This window comes from Actinomadura mexicana, from assembly GCF_900188105.1.
GTDB lineage: Bacteria > Actinomycetota > Actinomycetes > Streptosporangiales > Streptosporangiaceae > Spirillospora > Spirillospora mexicana.
In genome coordinates this window covers 79,304-103,678 of record NZ_FZNP01000005.1, presented here as the reverse complement: position 1 = coordinate 103,678, position 24,375 = coordinate 79,304, and the positions used below count along the sequence as shown (strand labels likewise).

17 protein-coding genes are annotated in these 24,375 nt (G+C 73.2%); 12 read left to right on the top strand and 5 right to left on the bottom strand.

Going from position 1 to position 24,375, the window contains the following annotated elements; all coding sequences use genetic code 11:
* Positions 1 to 200 precede the first annotated feature (200 nt).
* From CHC11_RS14455 to coaE, 6 genes are all read left to right on the top strand, one after another.
* Positions 201 to 1,115 (top strand): polysaccharide deacetylase family protein, encoded by a 915-nt coding sequence (locus CHC11_RS14455; protein ID WP_245919214.1) that lies wholly within the window; start codon positions 201 to 203, stop codon positions 1,113 to 1,115.
* A gap of 242 nt (positions 1,116 to 1,357) precedes the next feature.
* Positions 1,358 to 2,833: a 30S ribosomal protein S1 gene (rpsA, locus tag CHC11_RS14450; RefSeq protein WP_089312236.1), complete on the top strand. Its 1,476-nt coding sequence runs from the start codon at positions 1,358 to 1,360 to the stop codon at positions 2,831 to 2,833.
* Positions 2,834 to 3,049: 216 nt separating this feature from the next.
* Positions 3,050 to 5,002, top strand: a complete 1,953-nt coding sequence (locus CHC11_RS14445) for an endonuclease/exonuclease/phosphatase family protein (protein ID WP_089312235.1) — start codon at positions 3,050 to 3,052, stop codon at positions 5,000 to 5,002.
* A gap of 201 nt (positions 5,003 to 5,203) precedes the next feature.
* Entirely contained in the window at positions 5,204 to 5,695 is a 492-nt protein-coding gene (locus CHC11_RS14440; protein ID WP_089312234.1) for a GNAT family N-acetyltransferase, read from the top strand.
* 328 nt (positions 5,696 to 6,023) lie between these two features.
* On the top strand, positions 6,024 to 6,329 hold the full coding sequence (locus CHC11_RS42640; protein ID WP_245919308.1) for a hypothetical protein: 306 nt from the start codon (positions 6,024 to 6,026) through the stop codon (positions 6,327 to 6,329).
* A gap of 129 nt (positions 6,330 to 6,458) precedes the next feature.
* The gene (coaE, locus tag CHC11_RS14430) at positions 6,459 to 7,058 is read left to right on the top strand and encodes a dephospho-CoA kinase (RefSeq protein ID WP_089312233.1); all 600 of its coding nucleotides are present in this window, start codon (positions 6,459 to 6,461) and stop codon (positions 7,056 to 7,058) included.
* On the opposite strand, the gene CHC11_RS14425 is transcribed toward coaE, so the two are convergent.
* Positions 7,055 to 12,910, bottom strand: coding sequence for a WD40 domain-containing protein (locus tag CHC11_RS14425; protein WP_218826094.1), 5,856 nt, complete (start codon positions 12,908 to 12,910; stop codon positions 7,055 to 7,057). The genes coaE and CHC11_RS14425 overlap by 4 nt on opposite strands.
* Before the next feature lie 180 nt (positions 12,911 to 13,090).
* Here CHC11_RS14425 and CHC11_RS14420 point away from each other — a divergent pair, with 180 nt between their 5' ends.
* Positions 13,091 to 14,317, top strand: coding sequence for an ArsB/NhaD family transporter (locus tag CHC11_RS14420; protein ID WP_245919212.1), 1,227 nt, complete (start codon positions 13,091 to 13,093; stop codon positions 14,315 to 14,317).
* A 24-nt stretch (positions 14,318 to 14,341) separates the two neighbouring features.
* Here the strand turns inward: CHC11_RS14420 and CHC11_RS14415 are convergent, their stop codons facing one another.
* The 3 genes from CHC11_RS14415 to CHC11_RS14405 are packed head-to-tail and all read right to left on the bottom strand — an operon-like array spanning position 14,342 to position 17,027.
* Positions 14,342 to 15,226, bottom strand: coding sequence for an inositol monophosphatase family protein (locus CHC11_RS14415; protein WP_089312230.1), 885 nt, complete (start codon positions 15,224 to 15,226; stop codon positions 14,342 to 14,344).
* A gap of 31 nt (positions 15,227 to 15,257) precedes the next feature.
* Entirely contained in the window at positions 15,258 to 15,965 is a 708-nt protein-coding gene (locus CHC11_RS14410) for a hypothetical protein (protein WP_245919210.1), read from the bottom strand.
* A gap of 48 nt (positions 15,966 to 16,013) precedes the next feature.
* Positions 16,014 to 17,027, bottom strand: a complete 1,014-nt coding sequence (locus CHC11_RS14405; protein WP_089312228.1) for a hypothetical protein — start codon at positions 17,025 to 17,027, stop codon at positions 16,014 to 16,016.
* 184 nt (positions 17,028 to 17,211) lie between these two features.
* Here CHC11_RS14405 and CHC11_RS14400 point away from each other — a divergent pair, with 184 nt between their 5' ends.
* Together CHC11_RS14400 and uvrB are read left to right on the top strand one after the other, a co-directional pair.
* Complete coding sequence (locus CHC11_RS14400; protein ID WP_089312227.1) at positions 17,212 to 18,363, top strand: sensor histidine kinase; 1,152 nt, start codon at positions 17,212 to 17,214, stop codon at positions 18,361 to 18,363.
* A 92-nt stretch (positions 18,364 to 18,455) separates the two neighbouring features.
* Positions 18,456 to 20,573 carry an excinuclease ABC subunit UvrB gene (gene uvrB / locus CHC11_RS14395; protein ID WP_089312226.1) on the top strand — a complete coding sequence of 706 codons (2,118 nt, stop codon included), beginning with the start codon at positions 18,456 to 18,458 and terminating at the stop codon, positions 20,571 to 20,573.
* A gap of 287 nt (positions 20,574 to 20,860) precedes the next feature.
* Here the strand turns inward: uvrB and CHC11_RS14390 are convergent, their stop codons facing one another.
* Entirely contained in the window at positions 20,861 to 21,454 is a 594-nt protein-coding gene (locus CHC11_RS14390) for a hypothetical protein (RefSeq protein WP_089312225.1), read from the bottom strand.
* A 247-nt stretch (positions 21,455 to 21,701) separates the two neighbouring features.
* Here CHC11_RS14390 and CHC11_RS14385 point away from each other — a divergent pair, with 247 nt between their 5' ends.
* The 3 genes from CHC11_RS14385 to CHC11_RS14375 all read left to right on the top strand — a co-directional run bounded on the left by CHC11_RS14385 (position 21,702) and on the right by CHC11_RS14375 (position 24,370).
* Complete coding sequence (locus CHC11_RS14385; RefSeq protein WP_089312224.1) at positions 21,702 to 22,208, top strand: GNAT family N-acetyltransferase; 507 nt, start codon at positions 21,702 to 21,704, stop codon at positions 22,206 to 22,208.
* Positions 22,209 to 22,292: 84 nt separating this feature from the next.
* Positions 22,293 to 23,330, top strand: a complete 1,038-nt coding sequence (locus CHC11_RS14380; RefSeq protein ID WP_089312223.1) for an SGNH/GDSL hydrolase family protein — start codon at positions 22,293 to 22,295, stop codon at positions 23,328 to 23,330.
* A gap of 74 nt (positions 23,331 to 23,404) precedes the next feature.
* On the top strand, positions 23,405 to 24,370 hold the full coding sequence (locus CHC11_RS14375) for a CapA family protein (protein ID WP_089312222.1): 966 nt from the start codon (positions 23,405 to 23,407) through the stop codon (positions 24,368 to 24,370).
* Positions 24,371 to 24,375: the final 5 nt, after the last annotated feature.

Genomic DNA, 24,375 nt, shown 5'->3' with positions numbered 1-24,375 from the left:
TTCACAAGATCGCTGGAGTTGTGGTCGTCTGCGCCGTGGTTCTGGGGCTGACGCTTCCCGGGGGACGAAAGGAACATTCCAGGGGGAACGTGGCGCAGCGGGCTGGAGCCGCGTCCGAGGCGACGCCCACCGCGCGGGCTGCCAAGGCGGGAGTCGCTCCTTTTCCGGGGGCTTCCGGGAGCGCGACGCCTTCTGTGACGGTGTCCACGCCCATTGCCGCGGCGGCGGCCGGGGCGGTCGCGGCCAAGGCGAACGAGCTGGGGCAGATCCCGGTGCTGATGTACCACCGGATCATGAAGAAGCCGGAGCTGTCGCTGGACCGGTCGAGCAAGGAGCTGTACGACGAGCTGACCGGGCTCGCCAAGGACGGCTACCACCCGATCACGGCGGCCGAGTTCGTCAGCGGGCGGATCGACGTGCCGGCGGGCCGGCATCCCGTGGTGCTGACGTTCGACGACAGCACTCCGGGGCACTTCGGCCTGGACCCGCAGGGCAACCCGGCGCCGGACACGGCGGTGGCGGTCATCGAGCAGGTCGCGCGGGAGAACCCGGGGTTCCGGCCGGTCGCGACGTTCTACCTGAACAAGGAGCTGTTCGGGATGGACGACACGCGGGCGGCCGCCGGGCTGAGCTGGCTCCGGCAGCACGGGTTCGAGCTCGGCAACCACACCGTGTCCCACCCGAGCCTGTCCGGCATGTCCGAGAAGGAGGTGCACAAGGAGATCGGCGACATGGAGGACCGGATCGTCCGGCTCGGCGGGGCGCACACGACCACGTTCGCGTACCCGTTCGGGGCCGTCCCGAAGAAGAAGGCGTGGGCCGAGAAGCAGGACGGCCGGTACGCCTTCCAGGGGATCTTCCTGGCCGGGTGGCGGCCGTCGGTCTCGCCGTTCGACGCCGACTTCGACCGGTGGAACATCGACCGGGTGCGCTCCGAGGGCAAGATCAAGGAGAACGACTGCACCAAGTACTGCTCCACGGCGTGGCTGGAGTACCTGGACAGGAACCCCGACGAGCGGTACACATCTGACGGCGACCCGGACACCGTGACGTTTCCGAAGGCGGCCGAAGACCGGATCGCCAAGCGGTACCGGGGCTTCGCGCGGATCTACTGATCGCGGGCGCCGCCGGTGGATTGACCACGGGGGTTCGGTCCCATATCCTGATCGCTGCGCTGTGGGCCTGCGCGCGCTTCGGACGGAGCAGGCTCGCGCTCGGTCAGGTCGGCGACATCGGTTCGGTTCAGTGACGCGACGGTTTTGGTCGCGTTCCCTTCCGGTCTTCGGCAGGGCGGATAACGGCCCTCCGCGCATATGCCCATCACGACTTCCATGTCCGTACCGGAGCCAGCCGACACATGACGAGCAGCACCGAGGCCACCTCGACCACCCCGCAGGTAGCGGTCAACGACATCGGGTCCGAGGAAGCCTTCCTCGCGGCGATCGATGAGACCATCAAGTACTTCAACGACGGCGATATTGTCGAAGGCACTGTCGTCAAGGTCGATCGTGACGAGGTCCTCCTCGACATCGGCTACAAGACCGAGGGCGTCATTCCCTCGCGCGAGCTGTCCATCAAGCACGACGTGGACCCGAACGAGGTCGTCTCCACCGGAGACCACGTCGAGGCCCTCGTCCTCCAGAAGGAGGACAAGGAGGGCCGGCTGATCCTGTCCAAGAAGCGCGCCCAGTACGAGCGCGCCTGGGGCACGATCGAGAAGATCAAGGACGAGGACGGCATCGTCACCGGCACGGTCATCGAGGTCGTCAAGGGCGGTCTCATCCTCGACATCGGGCTGCGCGGCTTCCTGCCCGCCTCGCTGGTCGAGATGCGCCGGGTCCGCGACCTCCAACCCTACGTCGGCCGCGAGCTCGAGGCCAAGATCATCGAGCTGGACAAGAACCGCAACAACGTGGTGCTGTCCCGCCGCGCCTGGCTGGAGCAGACGCAGAGCGAGGTCCGCCAGACCTTCCTCAACACCCTGCAGAAGGGCCAGGTCCGCAAGGGCGTCGTGTCCTCGATCGTCAACTTCGGCGCGTTCGTCGACCTCGGCGGCGTCGACGGTCTGGTGCACGTCTCCGAGCTGTCCTGGAAGCACATCGACCACCCTTCCGAGGTCGTCGAGGTCGGCCAGGAGGTCACGGTCGAGGTCCTGGACGTCGACATGGAGCGCGAGCGCGTCTCCCTGTCGCTCAAGGCGACCCAGGAAGACCCGTGGCAGCAGTTCGCCCGCACCCACCAGATCGGGCAGGTCGTCCCGGGCCGGGTCACCAAGCTGGTGCCCTTCGGCGCGTTCGTCCGCGTCGAGGAGGGCATCGAGGGCCTGGTGCACATCTCCGAGCTGGCCGAGCGGCACGTGGAGATCCCCGAGCAGGTCGTCCAGGTCGGCGACGAGATCTTCGTGAAGATCATCGACATCGACCTCGACCGGCGCCGGATCAGCCTGTCGCTCAAGCAGGCCAACGAGGGCGCCGCGGGGATCGAGGAAGAGGACTTCGACCCGACCCTGTACGGCATGCCGGCGGAGTACGACGACCAGGGCAACTACAAGTACCCCGAGGGCTTCGACGCCGACACCGGCGAGTGGCTGGAGGGCTTCGACGAGCAGCGCGAGACCTGGGAGCGGCAGTACGCCGAGGCCCGCACGCGCTTCGACGCCCACCGCAAGCAGATCGAGGAGGCCCGCAAGGCCGAGGCGGAGGCCACCGCCGAGCCCGCGGCCAGCGCTGAGACCTCCTACTCCGGCGGCGGCGAGAGCGAGTCCGGCGGTGGCGCCCTGGCCACCGACGAGGCGCTCGCCGCGCTGCGGGAGAAGCTCTCCGGCGGGCAGTGACGCCCAGCTGACGCGCCGTCCGCGCGCGGCCGCCTCGGCGGCCCGCGCGGCGGCCGGTGAGACCCAGAACACGGCCGGAGAACGATCTTTCGAGATCGCCCTCCGGCCGTGCTGCGGTTGCGCCACCATGACCGTGAAGGCATGCGCCGGTCCGCGGCGCTTCGCAGCATCCGCACGTCCCGAAGGTCCGCTCGTCCCCCGGGAGCAGTCGTTCAATTGGCCAGCACAGACGTAGGCACCAGGACCGGCGGCCCGGCCGCGGCCGGCCCCCCGATCGTCCCGCAGGGCCCCGCCCGACTCGCGCTGATCGCCGTCACCGTCGCGGTGCTCGCGCAGACGCTGCGGTTCTCGCTGCCGCAGCTCGACCACTTCGCCGACGAGGCCGGGACCGCGGCCGCCGCCGGCGCGGTGCTCGTGGTCTACCTCGCCGGGTTCGCCGCCCCCCTGATCCGCCGCCTCGCCGGCCCGCGCGGGCTGCTGCTCGCCGGCGTCGGGGGGCTGTTCGCCGTCCGGCTCCTCGCGCAGGCGCTCGACCCGCGCACCTCGCTCGCGTTCGCCGGCACCGCCGTCGGCATGATCGCCGTAGCGGCGCTGTACGAGGGCGCCCGCGGCCTGTCGGGGGTCGGGTTCGCCACCGCCACCGTCGCGGGCCTGTCCATCGACGGCGCCGTGCGGATGTGCTTCGCCACCTGGGACCCGGCGTGGCGCGACGGCATCGGCCCCTGGTTGGCCTGCCTGGCGTTCGTCAGCGTCGGCGCCGCCGCGCTCTACCGCGAGCTGGCGTCCGGGCCCGTCTCCGCACCCGGCGTGTCCTGGCGGGACGCGCTCGGCGCCGCGGCGTTCGGGCCGTTCCTCGCGCTGCAGATCCTCGTCCTCGCCAGCCCCGCGTTCGTGGCCTCGTCGGGGTGGCAGTCGCTGACCGGCGCGCACGTCGCGATCGTCATCGGGCAGGGCCTGGCCCTGGCGTTCCTCGCCTCCGGGCTCGCCGTGCGGGCCGTGCCGGGCGGCGTGTGCGTGCTCGGCGGGACGGTCCTCGGCGTCGGCGCGGGCGCCGTCGCCGGGACGTACGCGCTCTCCGGCATCGAGGTCGTCCCCATCGTGATCGTCGGGCAGGTGCTGTCGGCGTGGCTGCTGGCCGTGGCGTGCCGCGCGCCGCTGCGCCGCGCCGGGACCGGCGGGCCCGTCTGGCGGGTGGACGCCGGCGCCGCGCTCGGCGGCCTGCTCGTCGCCGCGATCCTCATCCCGTACCAGGTCAGCGCGGTCTCGCCGCTGCCGGTTCCGAACAACCTGCTGCCCGGGCTCGCCGGCATCCTGCTCGGCGCGCTCGCGGCGATCGCCGCGGCGCGCGGCGGCCCGCTGCCGGCCCGCGCCCCGCTGCGGGCCCTCACCGCCGGCGCCGCCGCGCTGGTGCTGCTGGCCGGCACCCTCGTGTTCACCGTGGCCGCGCCGGACGGCGAGGCCCCGGCGGCACCCGCCGGAGGCCAGGTGCGGGTGCTCAGCTACAACATCCACGACGCGGTCAACCAGTCCGGGCGGCTCGACCCCGAGGGCGTCGCCCGCGTCATCGAAGGGCAGCGCGCGCAGGTCGTCCTGCTGCAGGAGGCCGGGCGCGGGTCGCTGCTGTCCGGCACCACCGACGTCGCCGTGTGGCTGTCGCGGCGCCTCGGCATGAAGCTGATCTGGGGGCCCGCCGCCGACGGCCAGTTCGGCAACGCGATCCTGACGTCGCTCCCGGTGCGCAGCTCCGGGACGGGCCGGATGCCCAAGGGCGACTGGTCGCAGATCCGCGGCTACGTGTGGGCGCGGCTCGGCGTCGGCCAGACCACGATGGACGTGTGGTCGACGCACCTGGAAGGCGGCGACGACCGGGGCGGTGAGCGGGCCCGGGAGATCGCGGCGCTGCTGCGGGCGTGGGGCGGCGCGCCCCGCACGATCATCGGCGGCGACTTCAACGCCGGTCCGGGCAGCCCGGAGCTGACCGCGATGACCGACGGCACCGACCTGCGCAACACCGCGATCGGCGGCGAGCAGTACCCGACCAGGTCCGACGGCACCAGCACCGACTGGGTCTTCGGATCGGACGGGGTGCTCGTCACCGACTACGACGTGCCCGCGTCCGACGCCTCCGACCACTACCCCGTCGCGGTCACCGTCCGGATCGGGCGGTGAGCGGACGCCGGCGGCGCCCGCCGCTAGGGTCACCAAGTGAGCAAAGCGAACCGGGCGGGTGCGGGAGGTCGTCCCCCCGCAAGGGATGCGCATGAGCGAAGCGAAGCGGGGGGTGCGGGGGGTCGTCCCCCCGCAAGGGATGCGCATGAGCGAAGCGAAGCGGGGGGTGCGGGGGGCCGGCCTCCCGCGAGGAGACCGCCCATGAGCGCCGAGACGGTCGCGATCGAGCGGGCGGCCCCCGGGGACGCGGGGGAGATGATGACCGTCCAGCGGGCCGCCTACGTCTCGGAGGCGCAGCTGTACGGCGACCCGTTCATCCCCCCGCTGGTGGAGTCGGCCGAGCAGCTGCGCAAGGTGCTGTCGGGCGACGCCGTGGCGCTGAAGGCGGTCGTGGACGGCCGCCTCGTCGGCGCCGTGCGCGCCCAGTTCAGCGACCGCACGTGCCTCATCGGGCGGCTCGTCGTCGTCCCCGACCTGCAGCGCCGCGGCATCGGGCGGCGCCTGCTGACGGAGCTGGAGGCCGAGATCGCCGGGCGCGCCGACGCGTGCGTGCTGTTCACCGGCCACCTCAGCGAGACGAACCTGCGCCTGTACCGGCGGCTCGGCTACTCCGAGACGCACCGGGAGCGCGTCGCCGCGCACCTCACGCTCGTGCACATGCGCAAGGCCCTCGTCCCCGCCGGAACCGCCTAGCGGAACTCCACCCCAGTCGTCCCGGGAAGCGGGAGAGGAGCCGACGTGGCCAGACCCCGCGATCCGCGGCGCCGCATCCACCTGCTCGACGCCATCGTCGACTACCTGGCCGAACACGGCATCGCGCAGCTGTCGATGCGCCCGCTCGCCGCGGCGCTCGGCCACAGCACCTACGTGCTCACCCACCACTTCGCCACCAAGGACGAGCTGATCAGCGCGGTCCCTGGAGCACCTGGACCGCCGCCAGAAGGGAAGGCTGGAAGCGCTGCCTGCCCCCCGCGAAGGCGAGGGGCTCGGCTCGGTCATCCGCGCCTCGTGGGCCTGGCACATGAACGAGCACCTGCCGATGGTCAGGCTCCTGCACGAGATCGAGGGACTGTCCGCCGCAGGCCATCTCACCGGACCGTACGTGCCCAGAATGCTGGCCGACCGCGCGCGGTACGTCGCCGACGTACTGCGCGCGCACGGTGTCCCCGACGAGGCCGCCCTCCGCAACGCCACACTGCTCAACAGCGCCTACGCCGGGCTGCAGATCGACTACCTCACCACCGGCGACAAAGACCGCGTCGAAAGCGCACTCAACGACCTGGCCGATCTCGCCGACACTTGGACACGCCCCTCACCTGCGCCCTGACAAGTCTTGTTGCCATTGCCGGACAACTCCAGCGCACGGCAGGGCCGCCGCGTGCGCATGCCGTCGGCGACGACCTCGATGAGGTGGCCGGCCGTCCGCTCCGGACGCCGCGCGGTTAGGGTGTGTCCCGTGCTGAAAGTGGGACTCACCGGCGGGATCGGTTCGGGCAAGAGCGAGGTGTCGAAGCGGCTGCGCGAGCACGGCGCGGTCGTCATCGACGCCGACAGGATCGCCCGCGAGGTGGTCGAGCCGGGCACCCCGGGCCTCGCCGCCGTGGCGGCGGAGTTCGGCGAGGACGTCCTGCTGCCGTCCGGCGCCCTCGACCGGGAGAAGGTCGGCCGCATCGTGTTCGCCGACCCGGACCGGCTCGCCGCGCTGAACGCGATCGTCCACCCGCTGGTGGGGGAGCGGATGCAGGACCTGATGGACGCCGCCCCCGCCGGCGCGGTCGTCGTCTACGACGTCCCCCTCCTGGCGGAGAACGGCCTTGCGGGCATGTACGACGAGGTCGTCGTCGTGGACGCCCCCGAGGAGGCGCAGCTGGACCGCCTGGTCGCCCGCCGCGGCATGACCGAGGAGGACGCCCGTGCCCGCATGGCCAACCAGGCGTCCCGCGCCGACCGCCGTGCCGTCGCCACCCGCGTCATCGACAACTCCGGCACCCTCGCCGACCTGAAGGCCCAGGTCGACGCCCTCTGGGACTCCCTCGCCCGCCGCACCCCGTCCTAGAACGGGGCGTCGAGGGGGAGGCGGTGGACCTCGGGGAGGTAGGGGTCGAGCTCGCCCGGCTCGAAGCGGCACATGCCCACGGCGTACCAGAACTCGGCGGTGGCGTTGCCCTCCCACTTGTAGCGGCCGTCGGGGGCCAGGGCGGCCCAGCCCTCGGCCAGGCCGAGGAGGGTGGCGCGGCGCGCGGGGGCGGCGCGGTCGGTGACGTCCCACAGGATGACGGCGCCGTCGTCGCCCGCGGTGGCGAGCAGGGAGCCGTCCGGGCTGAACGCCGCGGACCACACGCGGCGGGTGTGGCCGGTGAGGGTGTGCAGCAGGCGCCCGTCGGACGGGTTCCACAGGCGCACGACCATGTCGTCGCCCGCGCTGGCGAGCATCGTCCCGGACGGGTGGAACGCGGTCGTCCACAGGCGTCCGGTGTGCTCGGTGAGGGCGTGCAGGAGATCGCCCGTGGACGGGTCCCAGAGGCGGACGGTCCCGTCGTTGCTGGCGCTGGCGAGCGTCTCCCCGGACGGTGAGAACGACACCTGGTACACGCGGTCGCCGTGGCCGCGCAGCGCGGCGGCGAGTTCGCCCGTGCGGGGGCTCCAGAGGCGGACGACGCCGTCGTCGCAGCCGGTGGCGACCAGGGCGCCGCCGGGCTGGAAGTCGATGGAGCGGACGCGGCCCCGGTGGTCGGCCAGGTTGACTATCTCGCGGCCCGTCGTCCAGTACCAGAGCCGGACGGAGTCGTCGTCGTTGGCGGTGGCGAGGACGTCCCCGGACGGCGCGAACGCCTGCGCCCAGACGTGGTCGGTCTCGACGTTCAGCTCGCGTTCGAACGTGCCCGTCCCGGCCTGCCACAGGTGGACGCCGCCGTCGTTGGTGGCGGTGGCGAGCTGGGAGTCGCGGGTGTTGAACGCGGCGGAGGTGAGGTTGTCGGCGACGCCGCGCAGCTCGCGGATCATCCGGCCGGAGCGCGGGTCCCAGAGCCGGACGAGGCCGTCGTTGCCGCTGGCGGCGAGCATGCCGCCGTCGGGGCTGAACGCCACGCCGGTGACGCGGCGGCCGTGGCCGCGCAGCACGACGCGGCACTGCCCGTTCTCGGCGTCCCACAGCCGGGCCGTGCCGTCGTTGCTGCTGGTGGCGAGCTGGGCGCCGTCCGGGCGGAACGCGAACGGCCACACGGCGCCGCGGTGCCCGGCCAGTTCGAGGCGCTGCCGGCCGGTGCTCGGGTCCCACAGGCGGACGGACCCGGCGCTGTCGGCGGTGGCGAGCCGGCCGCCGTCCGGGCTGAAGGTGGCCTGGTAGATGCCGCCGCCGTGGCCGGTGAGGACGCTGCGCTGACGGCCGTCCTCCCAGATGCGGACGGTCCCGTCGGTGTCGCCGGTGACGAGGAGGTCCCCGTCCGGGTGGAAGGCGATGGCGTAGACGCGGCCGGTGTGGCCGAGGAGCTCCTGGCGGATCGCGCCGGTGCGGATGTCCCAGAGCCGGACGACGCCCGCCTCGTCCCCTGCGGCGAGCAGGGAGCCGTCCGGGTGGAACACGGCGCGGAACACCGCCCCGTGGTGGCCGGCCAGCTCGCGGCGCAGCGCGCCGGTGGCGAGGTCCCAGACGCGCAGGGTGCCGCCCGCGTCGCCGGTGACCATGAGCGAGCCGGCGGGGTCGAACACGGCGGTGTAGACGGGGGCGGTGTGGCCGGGCAGCTCGTGCAGGAGCAGGCCGGACAGGGTGTCCCACACGCGGACGGTGCCGTCGGCGGCGCCTGCGGCGACGAGGTCGTCGCCCGCGGGGGAGCGTCCCCCGACCACCAGCGGCCACACGCCGTCGGGGTGGACGGCGAAGGTGTGCGCGGTGTGGCCGGTGGCGAGGTCCCACAACCGGACGGAGCCGTCGGCGGACCCGCTCGCCAGGAGGCTTCCCGCGCGGTCGAAGGCGACCGCGTAGGCGCGGTCGGTGTGGCCCTGGAGGTTGCGCAGCGGTGTGCCCGTGACGGCGTCGCAGATGAGGACGCCGCCGTCCTCGCTGCCGACGGCCAGGACGGAGCCTCCGGGGCTGTAGGCGAGCGGCTGGGGGAGGCGGCTCGTCTGGAAGTGGAAGCCGTAGGGGACGCCCACCGCGGCCGGCGCGACCTGGATGTCGATCGGGCGGCCCGGCGCGATGGCCGCCTCGCGCAGTTCGGGGGCGGCCGCGACGCGGTCGGGGAGTGCGGCGTCCACGAGGGCGGCGCGGGTCCAGCGGCTGCCCTCCACGGCGACGTCCCGCAGGTCGGCGCGGGCCAGGCGGGCCCGGGACAGGTCGGCGCCGCGCAGGTCGGCCCCGGTCAGGGTGGCCTCGTCCAGGCGCGCCCCGGCGAGCGAGGCGTCCCGCAGGACGGCGCGCGAGAGGTTCGCGCCCACGAGCTGGGCGTCGGTGAGGTCGGCGCCGGTGAGGTCGACCTCCTGGAGGTCGCGGTAGGACAGGTCCTCGCCCTGCAGGCGGGCGCCGCGCAGGTCGGTGTGCGCGGGGGTGCGCAGCCGCGTCGTGATGCGGATCGCGTTGGCGCGGGCGATGTCGTCGGCCTCGGGGTCGGCGAGCACCCGGGCCGTCCACTCCTGGCAGGCGCGGGCGTCGGCGAGGTCGCACAGGAAGTCGACGGCGAGCTGGGTCAGGGCGCGGCGGCTGAGGGCGGCCGGTGCCTCGCCCTCGGCGAACCCGTCCGCGATGTGCCGGGCGACGAGCCACTCCATGACGGACGTGTGGATGAAGCCGAACAGCCCCTCGGGCGTGCGCACGAGCAGGCTCCCGGCGCCGACGGCGTGGGTCACCTGGTGCGGCGACATCCGCCCGCCGGCGAGCCCGGTGAGGGCGTCGGCGACGTCGGCCAGCTCGGCGAGCCGAAGGAACTGCTCGTCGCCCTCCCACAGCCGCAGCGCGAGCGTGCCCACGGCCTGCCACATGTCGTCGGCCCCCAGGCCGGACGGGCCGCCCGCGCCGCCGACCCGCTCGGCCTCGTACGCGAGCCAGGACGACAGGATCTCCTGGTAGAGGTCGGCGGGGCTGACGGCGCGGCGCGCCTGCGCGACCGCGCGCAGCCGGTCCTCGGGGAGGTCGGCGATGAACGACAGCATCCGCGGGTTGGACGTCAGCGCCAGCAGCTCCTCGATCCCCGCGAGCAGGCTCAGCCGGTCCTCGGCCGCGCCCTCGTCGCCGTACCGGTTCACCAGGTACGAGCGGACCTGCGGGGGCGTGAAATCCTCCAGGGCGAGGACGCGGCGGTGCGGCAGCACGCCGACCTTCTCGCCGAGGGCGGTCAGTACCTGCGCCTGCGACTTGAAGTGCTGCGTCCGGCTCGCCACAACGATCTTCGCCTTGTCCTGGGCGGCCTGGAGCAGGGTGTCGAGGTGGTCGGCGGCCCGGTCGTAGGTCATCCGCGTCACCAGCTCGTCGAACCCGTCGAAGAGCAGGACGATGCGGCCCTGGCGGAGCATGTAGTGGAACGCCTTGAGGTCGATGAGCTCCTCGCCGTGGTTGGCCAGGTGCGCGGCGACCAGGCCGTCCACCGAGTGCGCCTTGTCGAGCGCCCGCAGCTCGATGAGGATCGGGACGACGTGCGGCAGTTCCTCCGGGACGCGGCGGGCCAGCTCCCGCAGGGCGAAGGTCTTGCCGCGGCCGAAGTCGCCGAGCAGCAGCAGGAACCGCCCGTGGTCGGCGGCCAGCAGCCGCAGCATCTCGCCGACCACGTCGTCGTGGACGTCCGCGCCCGACCGGCGCTGGCCGTCGGGGCCGCCCTCCGGGAGGAACCGGTCGAGCTCCCGGTAGCGCTGCGGGACGTAAAGGGAGGGCGGGTAGAGCCCGCCGGCGGCCAGCCGCCCCGTCTGGGCCGCCACGTACTCCGACAGGTCGACGAGGCCCTGGAACTCGGTGAGGCTGCGCACCCGGATGCCGCGGCGCAGCGCGCCGTCGCGCACGGACCGCGCCGGGGCCGGCCCCAGGTACACCAGTTCCGAGCCGTGGTCGGTGCCGTCGGCGTGCACGTGCCGGACGAACGCGTCCACGTCCGCTTCGGCCACCTGCCCCACGTGGGCGCCGATGCGGTACTGGCGGACGAAGCCGTCCTCCAGGTGGGTCAGCAGCAGGTGCGGCGGGTCGGAGCGGCCGTCCTCGCGCGCGGGCGGGACGACGCGCCGGATGGTGGCGCGCTCGAACCGCGTCTCGCACGCCTCCGTCAGGCGGTCGAGCAGGCGTCCCGTGGGGTCGGGGACGGGGTCGGCGGTGCCGTCCGCGCCGGGGCCGAGTTCCGGGGCGGGAGGGGCCGGAGGGGTCTGCGCGAGCGGCGGCGGGAACGTTCCGCCCACGGCCGTCCAGGACCGTTCGAGGCGTTCCGGGCCGCGCCTCGCGGCGTCCTCGGGGATCCAGCGCTCCAGCCCGTCCCCGCGCACGACGACGAGCTGGTGCCGGCCGGGGCCAAGCGCCGGGACGGACGGGACGTCGCCCGCCAGCAGCGGGACGGCGCCGTACTCCGACTCCGTCCCCTGGAAGAACAGGTTGACGTGGCCGGCGAGCAGCGTCTCCACCGTCTCGGGGTCGCGCAGCGCGCCGGGCTCGCCCGCGACGGGCGTGTGCTCGATCGCGCCGAGGCGCAGCCAGCCCTCGTCCTCGAAGTGCCGCAGCCGCTGGTTGAACCAGGCGGCCTGCGCCTGGCCGACGCGCCCGTAGCGGTCCTCCTCGCGGTGGGTCTGCGGCAGCGTCGAGTTGAGCCCGGCCACCACGACCTTCAGGTCGGGGACGGGGAACAGCGTCCACGGCTGGGCGCTGTCGAAGATGAGCGCGTCGATGCCCTGGTAGAACTCCTTGAACAGGCTCGCGTAGTGCCGCCATTTCGGCCAGTACGGCGGCTGGGGCTCGATGTCGTCGGCCTCGCAGCTGGAGAAGTACGCCTGGCAGGCCGCGCGGGTGACGTCGCGGGTGCCGGGCACCACCACGACGCGCTGCGCCTCCAGGCCCAGCAGCGCGCGCAGGCTCGTCAGGAACGACAGCGCCTCGGCGAACTCCTTGCGGCTGCCCGAGTGGGTGATGTTGCCGGTGACGACGAGCAGGTCGGGCCGCGGCACGCCGGAGTCGGCGAGCCGGGTCACATCGCTCCAGATCCGGTCCTGCAGCTCGGTCGCGGTCGTCGGCTCGCCGGGCTCGGCCAGCGTCCGGCCGAACCGGGGGCCGGAGACGTGCAGGACGGTCAGGTGCTCGCGCGGCTCCTGCCCGGCGTCCGCCGCCGGGAACGCCGGCGCGGCGACGGGCGCCCGCCGGACGGGCCGCTCCCCGGTCGGCTCGGGCCGCCCGCCCCCGGGCCCGTCAGTTTCCTCCAGGCGGCCCACCAGCGGTTCCCGGCCACCGGGAAGCGGGCCGGGACGGTTCTGCCCCGCTCCGGGGAAGCCAGGGCCGTCGAGGGGACGCGCGTGGCCCGCGAGCGCCTCCTGGATGCGCCGCATCAGCAGCCGCCGCGCCTCGTCCGGGTCGTCCACCCCCACCAGGTCCACGTAGGTGATCGTGGAGAGCAGGCCGTCGATCGGGCAGTCCTCGATGCGGACCGTGACCAGCTTGCGCGCCGGGTCGTCCGGGTCGGCCCGCAGCGCCGCCATCCACTCCAGCCGCCCGTACCGCGAGCGCAGGTAGTTGCGCGACAGCACCGCCACCACGGCCTTGGCCTCCGACAGGCCCCGGTCCATGTAGTCGATGAAGTTGGTCCCGGGCACGAAGTCCCACGCCTGCATCATCGTGCGGTGCCCGGCGGCCTCCAGTTGCCAGGCGATCCAGGACGCCCACCGCTCGTCGGCCGGCGAGTAGCTGATGAAGAAGTCGGTCGGACGCTCCTGGGGGTGGCCGGGGGTTGTCATGGCGCCAGTATCGCGCGGAGCACGGCCGGAAAGCAGCGCCCCGACCACCTGTGGCGGCATGCGGCGCAGCCCCTTGCGGCATGGGGGCGCAGCCCGTGGCGGCATGGGGGCGCAGCCCGTGGCGGCATGGCGGCGCAGCCCGTGGAAGCGGGGCGGGGCGCCTATGGAATCATGACGCGCGTGCCGCCCCCTCCGACCGAGGCCCTGCGCCGTGCCGCCGGCTCCTTGGGCGTTCTCGACTGGATCCGTATCGCCGTGCTGGTGCTCGGCCTGGTGTTCGTCGCCACCGGCCTGCTTCCCGCCGACACGGCCCGCTCCAGCGTCGGACGGATCGCGCCCCTGCTGCTCTTCCTGTTCAGCGTCATCATCCTCGCGGAGCTGACCAAGGAGGCAGGGGTCTTCGACGCGATCGCGCAGCGGATGGCCGAGGCCGGACGCGGCAACTATTTCGCGTTGTTCCTGCTGTGCGTGGCGTTCGCATCGCTCACCACCGTCTTCCTCAACCTGGACACGACCGCGGTACTGCTGACCCCGGTCATGCTGGCTCTTGCGGCGCGCGCGCGGATAGCGACCCTCCCGCTGGCCATGACGACGGTGTGGCTGGCCAACACCGCGAGCCTCCTGCTCCCCGTGTCGAACCTGACCAACCTGCTCGCCGCCGACCGCGTGGCGTTGGAGACCCGCGCGTTCGCTGCGCGCATGTGGGTGCCGCAACTGGCGGTGCTGGCCGTGACCATGGTGCTGCTGTGGGTGTTCTACTGGCGGCGGCGGATGCGCGGCGAGCAGACCTACGACCCGCCCGCCCCGGTGCCCGTCCGCGACCGGGTGCTGTTCTCCGCCACCGGCGCCGCGTGCCTGCTGTTCATCGGGGCGATCCTCGCCGGCGTGCACACCGGGATCCAGTTGGGCCTCGCCGCGACCGCCGCCGCCGCCGTGGCCGCGGTCGCCTTCGCCGTGCGCGACCGGTCGGTGCTGCGCCCCGCGCTCATCCCCTGGCAGCTCATGGTGTTCGTCACCGGGCTGTTCCTCGTCGTCCCCACTTTGGAACGATTCGGGCTGGACGACGCCATGCGCGCCCTGATCGGCGACGACGGCGGTACGGGCGGGGCCGTGCGGGCCGCGTTCTCGGGGGCGGGGCTGTCGAACGTCCTCAACAACCTCCCCGCCTACGTCGCCGGGGAATCGGCCGTGCCCGCCTCGAACAAGGACCAGCTGCTCTCGCTGCTCGTCGGGACGAACGTGGGGCCCGTCATCACGCCCTGGGGGTCGCTGGCGACGCTGCTGTGGTTCGAGTGGTGCCGGCGCTGGGACGTGCGCGTGCCGATGCGCATGTTCGTCCTGGCGGGGACGGTCCTGGCCGTGACGGGTTCGGCCGCCGCCGTCGGGGCCCTCCTGCTGACCGGCTGAGCCCGGTCCCGGCCGGGGACGGGCTCACCGGGCGACGGGGGCGCACCCGTCCCGGGGGTCGATCTTCGCCGTGGTCTCCAGGAGCCGGTCGAGGAGTTCGGGGCGCGCCGCGACGAAGCCCAGCTCGGACGGCGGGCGGTCGATGCCCAGCTCGTACGGGGCGCCGTCCAGGCGGCGCAGCTCCGCGCCCGCCTCGGCGGCCACCAGCATCCCGGCGGGCAGGTCCACGATCTCGGGCAGGTAGCCGACGATGCCGTCGATGTCGCCCCGCGCCAGCATCGTCCACGCCACCAGCGGCGCCCACAGTTGCAGCATGCGCGCGCAACGCAGCTCCAGGGCCGAGCGCATGGCGAACGCGACCGGATCGCCCGCACCGACCTGGTGGCCCTGCGTCCAGGCCAGGAGCGGGTTCCTCTCCCGCCCCGGCCGGGGGCGGTCGGCCAGCGTCAGGGGTTTTCCGTCCGGGCCCAGGGCGCCCCGCCCGCGCACCGCCGACCACGTCCGGCCGCTCACCGGGTCGTGCACGACGCCCAGAACCGGCTCGGCGCCCGCGCACAACGCCAGCCCGACCGCGTACACCGGCATGCCGATCGCCACGTTGTTGGTGCCGTCCAGCGGGTCGACGAGCCAGACCATGTCCTCGCCGGGCGCGCCGCCGAGGATCCCCGACTCCTCGGCGATGATCCGGTGCCCCGGGTACGCGGCCCGCAGTCGCCCGACGATCAGGTCCTCGGCGGCGGTGTCCAGCTCCGTCACCACGTCCCCGCCCGCGCCCTTCGGCCGCACCCCGAGGGGGCCGTCCACGCGGGCGCTGAGCAGCGCGCCCGCCGCCTCCGCCGCCGCCACCGCCACGCGGCGGGCCTCGGAAAGGTCGACCGGAAGGGCCGCTGACGGGGGCGTGGGTCTCATCGGGCCTCTCCAGTGGGGATCCGGCGTCCGGCTACCGGCGCGGTGAGCAGTGGGCGGCGGCGATCCTGCGGGCCGAGCGCCGCAGGGCCCGCAGGGTGTCGGCGTGGTCGGAACGCGAGCGGCGCACCCTGTGGCTGGCAACGTCCAGAGGACCGAGCGACAGGTCGCCCCCGCCCGGCGTCTGCCGGCCCAGGGCGACCGTGGCGGCGTCCCGGCCGTCCTCGATCAGCGTGCTGTGGAAGACACCGGCGGGCAGGGTGTACGACTCCCCGGTCCGGTGCGTGCTGGACCCGGCGGGGGCGCAGTGGACGGCGCGCCCGGTCGCCCTCAGCTCGTCCAGGTCGCCCTGGCTCACGACCTCGAAGACCTGCTGCGTCCCGGTGCCGGAAGCCTCGCTGACGTCCATCCGGACGTTCCGGACCGTCCCGTACAGGACGAAGCTGAGGAGTTCCCAGCTGTGGCAGTGGACCGGCGATGTGGTGGACGGCGCGGGACGCACCTCCGGCGTCCAGATGTGCAGGCACACCCCGAGGTCGCCGCTGCGCTCCAGGGGAAGGCACAGGAAGCCCAGCGGGTGCCGCACCGCGGGGACGGAGGAGCGGCCCGCCGCGCCGTCCTCCAGGACTCGGCCGAGGATCCGCCCCGCCCACGCGGGCAGCGTCCGCGCCGCGGTACCGGCGTGGATCTCCCCGCGGATCTCCTCGTACCTCACTCCGGCGGCCTCATCCTTCGCCGACACCTTCGCTCCCCGGCCCGTCTCCCGCGCCCCGGCCTGCCACGGACGGGGTCACTCGTAGGGGTCCTTGGCCCGCAGGGCCTTTCGTATGATCTCGATGACGTCGCGGTCGGTATAGCCCTGCGCGAGCTCGATTCCGATGACCTCGAAGAGCATGCGCGCTTCCTCCACGGTCGGCTCGTCGTCCAGGGGCGCCAGCCGGGCCTGCTCGACCGGGACGCGCCGCGCCTGGTCCAGGCTGGTCTGCAGCTCCGCGCTCACCCAGCTGTAGTAGAACTTGGCGCTGTCGACGACCAGGGCCTCCCCGCGCGGGTCGTCGCGGGTGACCACCACTCGCGAGGAGGCGAGGTCGTAGCGCAGCGTCGTCATCGTCTGCGCGAGGCCGATGTCGATGTCGAGCATCGCGAACCGCTGCTTGTGCCAGCACGCCGCAAGGAGCGTGGCGTACGCCTCCTTGCGGGTGCGCTCCAGCGTCCACGGCTCGCCCGTGGCGTCCGGGCCGTCCGACACCGAGCGGCGGTGACGCGCGTACGCCTCGCACACCTCCACGTTCGTGGGGTCGAGGATCTCCAGGCGGAACAGCAGCGTCCGCCGCTCCCGGCGCGCGGCCGCCACGCACTCGGGCAGTGTGCGGGCCCGGATGTAGGTGCCCGTCCCGCCCTTGAAGAACCACCGGTCGGTGTCGCGGCGGGCCTCCGCCAGGACCTGCGCCACCTGCGCCCCGCTGATCACCCGCACGACCGTGGTCTCGTCCAGCGCGCGCTTGGTGTCGGCCAGGACGCCCTCGAACGCCTCGATGTGGGTCAGCTTCGCGTCGAGTTCGCCGAGCGTGGCCGACGAGGCGCGCAGCGTGTCGCGAACCTCCGCCTCGACCGGGATGCGCCGCCCGCGGTCGCGCAGCACCGACGTCGCCAGCAGGCCGATCACCGCGAGGATCCCGCTGTTGGTGATTTCGGTCTCGTTCGGCAGGTTCACCCCGAGGCCGAGCACCGCCACGACGATCGCCAGGACCAGCGCGATCACAGCGTCGGCGTTCTTCCCGAACCAGTCGGTGAATCGGGCCATTGTGCGGTTTCCCCGTCCTCGTCGGCGCCGGGGCGCTCGGGGGCGCCGAGGGTCGTCCCCCTCGAACGGCACGACCGGCGCGGTCATCGTAACCACAGCGCCCATTCACGGGAAAAGCCCTGCAGGTAGGGGGTTCGCTCACATGTGCGACAGTCGCCCTTCCGGTCGCTATAGGCTCGTCGCCATGCGAATACGGGGATGGTGGTCGGGGGCATGGCCCACCCGGCGTTCCCGTGCCTTCGACATCGCGATCGCCGTGTCCTTCGCCGTGGGCGACGGCGCGTTCCTCTGGTTCGCGGACCAGAAGTTCTGGCTGCCGCCCCCCGTCGTTTCCGCCTGCAGCGTCGTGCTCGGCCTGGCCCTGATCGTGCGGCGCTCCCATCCGGTGGGGCTGGCCGTGTTCGCGGTGCTGTACGGCACCGTCACGGGCGCCGGGGCGTTCAGCACCCTCATCGTCCTTTACTCGCTCGCCGCCTACACCGCCTCCCGCCGCACGGTGGTGATCATCGCGGTCGGCGGCTACGTCGCCAGCCTGGTCTTCCCGGCCCCGACCGCGGCGACGGAGTCCTTCCTCGCACAGTCGATCTTCGGGATCGCGTTCGTCGGGGTCCCCGTCCTGCTGGGCCTCTACATGGGCGCGCGCAAGCAGCTCCTGGCCTCGCTCCAGGAACGCGCCGCGAGACTCGAACGCGAGCAGCACCTGCTCGCGGAGCGCGCGCGCGGGGAAGAGCGCACCCGTATCGCACGGGAGATGCACGACGTCGTCGCCAACCGCATCAGCGTGATGGTCGTCCACGCGGGCGCGCTGAAGGCGATCGCCGTCCGCGACCCGGAGCGGGCCGCCGAGACCGCCTCGGTCATCGGCGACATGGGACGGCAGGCGCTGGAGGAGCTCCGCCACGTCGTCGGGGTGCTCAGGCAGGGGGAGGAGGCCCTCCCGCAGCAAGTGGTCACGCTGGCCCACCTCCGCGAGCTGGTCGGCCAGTCCGGTGCCGCGGGACTGCGCGTGGACCTGACGATCCGCGGCGAGGAGCGCCCCATGCCCGCCGCCGTCGGCCGGACGGTCTACCGGCTCGTGCAGGAGGCCCTCACCAACGTCCACAAGCACGCCGGCGCCGCCGACACCCGCGTGAGCCTCGGCCTCCTCCCGGAGGCGGTCGAAGTGGAGATCGCCAACGAACCGCCCACCGCCGGGCCCGAGCACCGGCTGCCCTCCGGCGGGAACGGCCTGGTCGGGCTGCGCGAGCGCGTCACCGCCCTCGGCGGCAGCTTCGACGCGGGCCCCCGCGGCGGAGGCTACTCCGTCCGGGCCAGGCTCCCGCTGCCCGCCTCCTGAGCCCGCGGGCCCCGCCCGCACGGCCGCGGAATGTCGGAGCCCCTGCATACAGTTGGGGGAGCAGGGAGAACGCCGGATCCAGGGGAGTGTCGATGCGCCCAGTCACGGACCTGCGGCGCCGCGTGGCGCCGTTCGAGGTCGTCACCGAGATGACGCCGTCGGGCGACCAGCCGCAGGCGATCGCCGAACTCGCCACCCGCATCTCGGGCGGCGAGAAGGACGCCGTGCTGCTCGGCGCGACCGGCACCGGCAAGACCGCCACGATCGCCTGGCTGGTGGAGAAGCTGCAGCGGCCCGTCCTCGTCATGCAGCCGAACAAGACCCTCGCCGCCCAGTTCGCCAACGAGCTGCGCGAGATGCTGCCGAACAACGCCGTCGAGTACTTCGTGTCGTACTACGACTACTACCAGCCCGAGGCGTACATCCCGCAGACCGACACCTACATCGAGAAGGACTCCTCGATCAACGACGAGGTCGACCGGCTGCGGCACTCGGCGACCAACTCGCTGCTCACCCGCCGCGACACCGTCGTCGTCGCGTCCGTGTCCTGCATCTACGGCCTCGGCACCCCGCAGGAGTACGTCGACCGGATGGTCCGGCTGCACGTCGGCCAGGAGATCGACCGCGACGACCTGCTGCGGCAGCTCGTCGGCATGCAGTACACCCGCAACGACCTGGCCTTCACCCGCGGCACCTTCCGCGTCCGCGGCGACACCGTCGAGATCATCCCCCAGTACGAGGAGCTCGCCGTCCGGATCGAGATGTTCGGCGACGAGATCGAGAAGCTCGCCACCCTGCACCCGCTCACCGGCGAGCTGATCACCGAGGACGAGGAGCTGTACGTCTTCCCCGCCTCCCACTACGTCGCCGGCCCCGAGCGGATGGAGCGGGCCATCGGCCAGATCGAGGCCGAGCTGGAGGAGACCCTCGCCGTGATGGACCGGCAGGGCAAGATGCTGGAGGCGCAGCGCCTGCGCATGCGCACCACCTACGACATCGAGATGATGCGGCAGGTCGGCACCTGCTCCGGCATCGAGAACTACTCCCGGCACATCGACGGCCGCGGCCCCGGCACCGCCCCCAACACCCTCCTGGACTACTTCCCCGAGGACTTCCTCCTCGTCGTCGACGAGTCCCACCAGACCGTCCCGCAGATCGGCGCCATGTACGAGGGCGACGCGTCCCGCAAGCGGATGCTGGTCGAGCACGGGTTCCGGCTGCCGTCCGCCATGGACAACCGCCCGCTGAAGTGGGAGGAGTTCCTCGAACGGATCGGCCAGACCGTCTACCTGTCGGCGACGCCCGGCCCCTACGAGATGAACCGCGTCAAGGGCGACGTCGTCGAGCAGGTCATCCGCCCCACCGGCCTGATCGACCCGGAGATCGTGGTCAAGCCGACCAAGGGCCAGATCGACGACCTCATCCACGAGATCCGCGAGCGCACCGAGCGCGACGAGCGCGTCCTGGTCACCACCCTCACCAAGAAGATGTCCGAGGACCTCACCGACTACCTCCTCGAACTCGGCATCCAGGTCCGCTACCTGCACAGCGAGGTCGACACCCTGCGCCGCATCGAGCTGCTGCGCGAGCTGCGCGCCGGTGACTTCGACGTCCTCGTCGGCATCAACCTGCTCCGCGAGGGCCTCGACCTGCCCGAGGTCTCCCTCGTGGCGATCCTGGACGCCGACAAGGAGGGCTTCCTGCGCTCCGAGACGTCCCTCATCCAGACGATCGGCCGCGCGGCCCGCAACGTGTCGGGCCAGGTCCACATGTACGCCGACACCGTCACCCCGTCCATGGAGCGGGCGATCGACGAGACCACCCGGCGCCGCGCCAAGCAGCGCGCCTACAACGAGGAGCACGGCATCGAGCCGCGGGCGCTGCGCAAGCGCATCGCCGACATCCTCGACTCCCTCGCCCGCGAGGACGCCGACACCGAGACCCTCATCGGCGGCGCCGGCCGCCAGCAGAGCCGCGGCAAGGCGCCCGTCCCCGGCCTCGCCTCCCGCACCAGGGAGGCCGGCCGGCACGCCGCCGACCTGGTCGGCGAGCGCCCCCGCGAGGAGCTGGAGAGCCTCATCGAGCAGATGACCGCCCAGATGCACCAGGCCGCCACCGACCTGCAGTTCGAACTCGCCGCCCGCCTCCGCGACGAGATCAAGGAACTCAAGCGCGAACTGCGTGACATGAAGGAGGCCGGTGTCAAGTGACCCCGCCCCCGAGCAACGGCTGGTAGCCGGGCGTGCGGCGGGGCAGGTGAAGGTGAGGACCAGCCGGTCTTCGACCGGGCGGTAGCCGAGGCGGCGGTAGACGCTGTGCTGGTCGCGTTGGCGAGGTCGGTGAACAGCACGACCGCCGCGGCGCCGGCGTCCTGGGCGGCGCGGGTGACGGCGGCGTGCAGGAACCCCTCCGCGTTCGCCAGGAACTCTTCGACATCGTCGGTCAGCTTCCGAGCCATGCCCCAGCATGCCCCGGCCACGTCCCGGACGAGGCCCGTTTATGGCGTGCTCAGTGTGGCCGGGGACGGGTGCCGCCTGCGGCGGAGGCAGTAGGCGACGGTTGCGGCGGCCAGGAGCGGGCCCCAGAAGACGAGCGGACCGTAGGACACGACGAAGAGGGCGAGCCTCCAGCCTTCGAGCGCCACCGCGGTCCCGTCCGGCTCGTTGAACTCGTTGAAGCCGGGCAGGCTCGTGATCGTCCCGATGGTGAGGACGGCGGCGCCCGTGCCCGCAGGGATGGCGGCGGCCGGGACCGGCACCCTGCGCCCGGCGAGGCCGGGGACCCAGCGCGGGACCACCTCGCCCCACCGGGCCACCAGGCCCACGGCGAGGAAGGCCAGCGCCTCGCTGAGGACGCTGAGGAAGATCGTGTACCCCCACGCCGGGACCCAGGCGGGCAGGTCGCCCCGCGCGTCGCTCATGTCCCCCCGGAGCGGGCCGATCGGGGCGCCGAAGCCGAGCGCGATCCGCCAGAGGCAGGACGGCAGGACCACCAGGCTCGCGGCGTAGGCGGAGACGACCGCCCAGCGCGGGGCGTCCTCGACGGTCTGCCCGTGCATCCGGCGGACCACCGCCATCGTGTTCCTCAGCATGTTCGCCCTTTCGATCGTGCCGCTGCCTGCACGGCCAGTGAAGGGCCTGCGCCCGATGAAGGACCTCCCTCCAGCGCGTGATCCGGCTCCCCACCGGGAGGGAGCGGTCACCCTGCCGGAGGGGAGCCTTGCAGGTGGCGGCGGATGCCCGATCGCCGGCAGGGCGGGCCCGGCGTGCGCTTCTACGCCTGACGGGGGGCCGGTTGATCGGGGGACGGGGCCCCGGGGGAGCGCCTACGATCGCGGCATGGAGCATGTGGTCCGGACGGCGCGGGGCGAGGAACTGCCGGGGCTGGCGGAGATCGAGAACTCGGGCGACGCGATGTTCCGGGAGATCGGGATCGTGTTCCCGCCCGGTCCGACCGTGGTCGAGCAGATGATCGGCAAGGGCGCCGAGATCGTGGTGGCCGGTGATCCGCCGGTCGGGTTCGGCGCCGTCGAGGAGGTCGACGGGGCCGTGCACCTGGAGCAGATCTCGGTGCGCGGCGACCTGGTGGGGCGGGGGATCGGCGTCCTGCTGCTGGAGGAGGTCAAGGCGCGGGCCGCCGCGGCCGGGTCGCCCGGCGTCAGCCTCCTGACGTTCCGGGACGTCCCGTGGAACGGCCCCTGGTACGCCCGGCACGGGTTCGCGGAACTGCCGCCGGAGCGGTGGGGGCCGGGGATCAGGTCCTACTGGGACGCCGAGATCGAGGCCGGCCTGCACGAACTGGGGCCGCGGCTCGTCATGTGGGCGCCGCTCGGGCATCCCAGTTAAAGATCTACAATGTAAAGGCGGGAACCCGGAGCGCTCGGCGGACGTCTGGCCCATGGACGTCCGGCACGTGCACGAAGGAGAACGATGATCAGCCCGGTCGCATGGGTGCGGGGCCGTCTCGGCGAACGGGGCGCCGCGCTCGTGCTCCTGGCGCTGCTGCTGGCGCTGACGGTCGTCCCGCTGGTGGCGATGCCGGCGGCGCGGTGCGAGGTGTTCGGGAGCGGCTGCCGCACTCCGGATCCCGGGCGGCGCGCGGAGCCGGTCGCCGTGGCCACTCGGACGATCACCCCGGTCGAGGTGGCGACGCGGGGCGCCTATGTCGCGCTGGGGGACTCGTACTCGGCGGGCGTCGGGGCGGAGGCGACCGTGGGCGACCAGAACCCGCTCGACCGGTGCCATCGGACGTCCAAGGCGTACTACCACGAGGTCTCGCAGGCGTTCCGCTTCGCGAAGGGCACCGCGTTCTGGGCGTGCTCCGGCGCGACCACCGACGACGTGCTGGACGGACGGGGCGGCGAACCCCCGCAGATCGGCCGCATCGGGCAGGACACCAGCCTGATCACCATCAGCATCGGCGGCAACGACGTGGGGTTCTCGCGGGTTCTCGCCGGCTGCGTGGTCAAGCTGCCGTGGGGGAGGGGCTGCTCCGCGCAGGGCGAGGAGATCGCCCGGCGGATGGCCGAGCTCCGGCAGAGCCTGCCCGCCCTGCTGGCCGAGATCACCGCTCGGGCGCCGTACGCGCGGGTGGTCGTCATGTCCTACCCCAAGGCGTTCTCCGAGGTCAGCGGGGTGGACGGGGACAACATCACGGTGCCGGACCAGCGCTGGCTGAACGCGCGGGCCTACGAGCTCGGCGGGGTGATCCGGCAGTCGGTGACGGAGGCCGACGCGCGCAAGGCGGCCGGGCACCGGCACGGCAGCGTCGAGTTCGTCGACGCCTTCAGCGCGTTCGCCGGCCACGAGGTCGGCAGCCGCGACGCCTACATGAACGGCCTGACGCTGAACCTCGCGGCGCTCGAAGCGGAGCCCCGCAGCTACCACCCGACGGTCGCCGGGCAGCAGGCGCTCGCCCGGCTCTTCGTCGATCAGATCAGGAAGGGGCCCGGCCGCGCGCTCTCCTGACCGTGCCACCTGATCTCGCCGCGAGCGGTGAGAGCCGTCCCAGAACAGGGCACGACTGTCCCAGGGGTTCTGCGATGGCCATCACGATCGCGCTCGCCGGAGACACGATGCTGGGCCGCGGCGTGGCGGAGGAGATCGCCGCGTTCGGCCCGCACGACCTGTTCTCCGCGGGGGTGCGCGAGGTCTTCCGCGAGGCCGACCTCGCCCTGGTGAACCTGGAGTGCTGCGTGTCCGGGCGCGGGCGGCGGTGGGAGGCGCCCGGCAAGCCCTTCCACTTCCGTGCGCCGCCGGCGGCGGCCGAGACGCTCACCGACCTCGGCGTGGACTGCGTGACGCTCGCCAACAACCACGCTCTGGACTACGGACCGGACGCGCTGGCGGACACGCTCGACGTCCTCCGGCGGGCGGGCATCCGGACCGTCGGCGCCGGTGAGGACCTTGAGCGGGCGCGCGAACCCGCCGTCCTGGAGGCCGGGGGGATGCGTGTCGCGGTCCTCGGCGTCACCGACCATCCGGCCGATTTCGCCGCGGGGGCGGACCGCCCGGGCGTCGCCCGCGCCGACCTGGAGGGCGGCGTCCCCGGCTTCCTGACGGAGGAGATCCGGCGGCTCCGCGGCGAGAATGACGCCGTCCTCGTCATGCCGCACTGGGGCCCGAACATGATCCCGGCGCCGCTGCCCTACGTGCGGCGCGCGGCGGGGAGGCTGGTGGACGCCGGCGCGACGCTCGTCGCAGGGAGTTCCGCGCACGTCTTCCACGCCGTGGCGTGGCCGGTCGTCTTCGACATGGGCGACCTCATCGACGACTACGCGGTCGACGCCCTGCTGCGCAACGACCTCGGCCTGCTGTTCCTGGTGACGCTGGACGCCGCCGGGCCGTCCCGGATCGAGGGTGTGCCGATCCGGCTGGACTTCTGCCGCACCCGCCTGGCCGGGGGCGCCGACCGCGCCTGGATCATCGACCGTTTCGCCGAGGCCTGTGCCGCCTTCGACACTCCGGTGACCGTCCGGGGCGACCGGGTCGCCATCGAACGGCCGTAGGGGAG

Excerpts from the sequence above, each read along its gene's own strand:
- CHC11_RS14380 (WP_089312223.1), top strand. The coding sequence starts at position 22,293 with ATGATCAGCCCGGTCGCATGGGTGCGGGGCCGTCTCGGCGAACGGGGC.
- CHC11_RS42640 (WP_245919308.1), top strand. The coding sequence starts at position 6,024 with ATGAACGAGCACCTGCCGATGGTCAGGCTCCTGCACGAGATCGAGGGA.
- uvrB (WP_089312226.1), top strand. The coding sequence starts at position 18,456 with ATGCGCCCAGTCACGGACCTGCGGCGCCGCGTGGCGCCGTTCGAGGTC.
- rpsA (WP_089312236.1), top strand. The coding sequence starts at position 1,358 with ATGACGAGCAGCACCGAGGCCACCTCGACCACCCCGCAGGTAGCGGTC.
- CHC11_RS14400 (WP_089312227.1), top strand. The coding sequence starts at position 17,212 with ATGCGAATACGGGGATGGTGGTCGGGGGCATGGCCCACCCGGCGTTCC.
- CHC11_RS14375 (WP_089312222.1), top strand. The coding sequence starts at position 23,405 with ATGGCCATCACGATCGCGCTCGCCGGAGACACGATGCTGGGCCGCGGC.
- CHC11_RS14415 (WP_089312230.1), bottom strand. The coding sequence starts at position 15,226 with ATGAGACCCACGCCCCCGTCAGCGGCCCTTCCGGTCGACCTTTCCGAG.
- CHC11_RS14385 (WP_089312224.1), top strand. The coding sequence starts at position 21,702 with ATGGAGCATGTGGTCCGGACGGCGCGGGGCGAGGAACTGCCGGGGCTG.
- CHC11_RS14405 (WP_089312228.1), bottom strand. The coding sequence starts at position 17,027 with ATGGCCCGATTCACCGACTGGTTCGGGAAGAACGCCGACGCTGTGATC.
- CHC11_RS14390 (WP_089312225.1), bottom strand. The coding sequence starts at position 21,454 with ATGCTGAGGAACACGATGGCGGTGGTCCGCCGGATGCACGGGCAGACC.
- CHC11_RS14440 (WP_089312234.1), top strand. The coding sequence starts at position 5,204 with ATGAGCGCCGAGACGGTCGCGATCGAGCGGGCGGCCCCCGGGGACGCG.
- CHC11_RS14425 (WP_218826094.1), bottom strand. The coding sequence starts at position 12,910 with ATGACAACCCCCGGCCACCCCCAGGAGCGTCCGACCGACTTCTTCATC.